Source organism: Pelomicrobium sp. G1, from assembly GCF_051905455.1.
Taxonomy (GTDB): domain Bacteria; phylum Pseudomonadota; class Gammaproteobacteria; order Burkholderiales; family UBA6910; genus Pelomicrobium.
Map to the genome: position 1 here is coordinate 1 of NZ_JBQACR010000591.1, position 237 is coordinate 237.

At 74.3% G+C, this 237-nt stretch carries 1 protein-coding gene; it reads right to left on the reverse strand.

Translation table 11 applies throughout. From position 1 onward, the window contains the following. Window positions 1-237: Fur family transcriptional regulator (locus ACTFO6_RS19750; protein ID WP_439935991.1), on the reverse strand; the 237-nt coding region annotated here is incomplete at both ends.

A 237-nucleotide genomic window follows, 5' to 3' on the forward strand; every position in this document is an offset into this window, starting at 1 on the left:
GCCTTGTAGCGCCACACCCGGTCGTCGCCGGCGATCCGGTGGGCGAGTCCCTGGCCCACCAGCCATTCCAGGACCCGGTACACCGTCACCCGGTCTACCCGCCCCCGCCCCCTTAGGGCCTCCTCCACTTCGTGGTGGGTCAAGGGCTGGTCGGCAGCGAGGAGCACGCCGAGCACCTGCACCCGGGCCGGGGTAGCGCGCTCCTCCCGCTGCCGGATCAGGGCCTCGGCCGCGCGG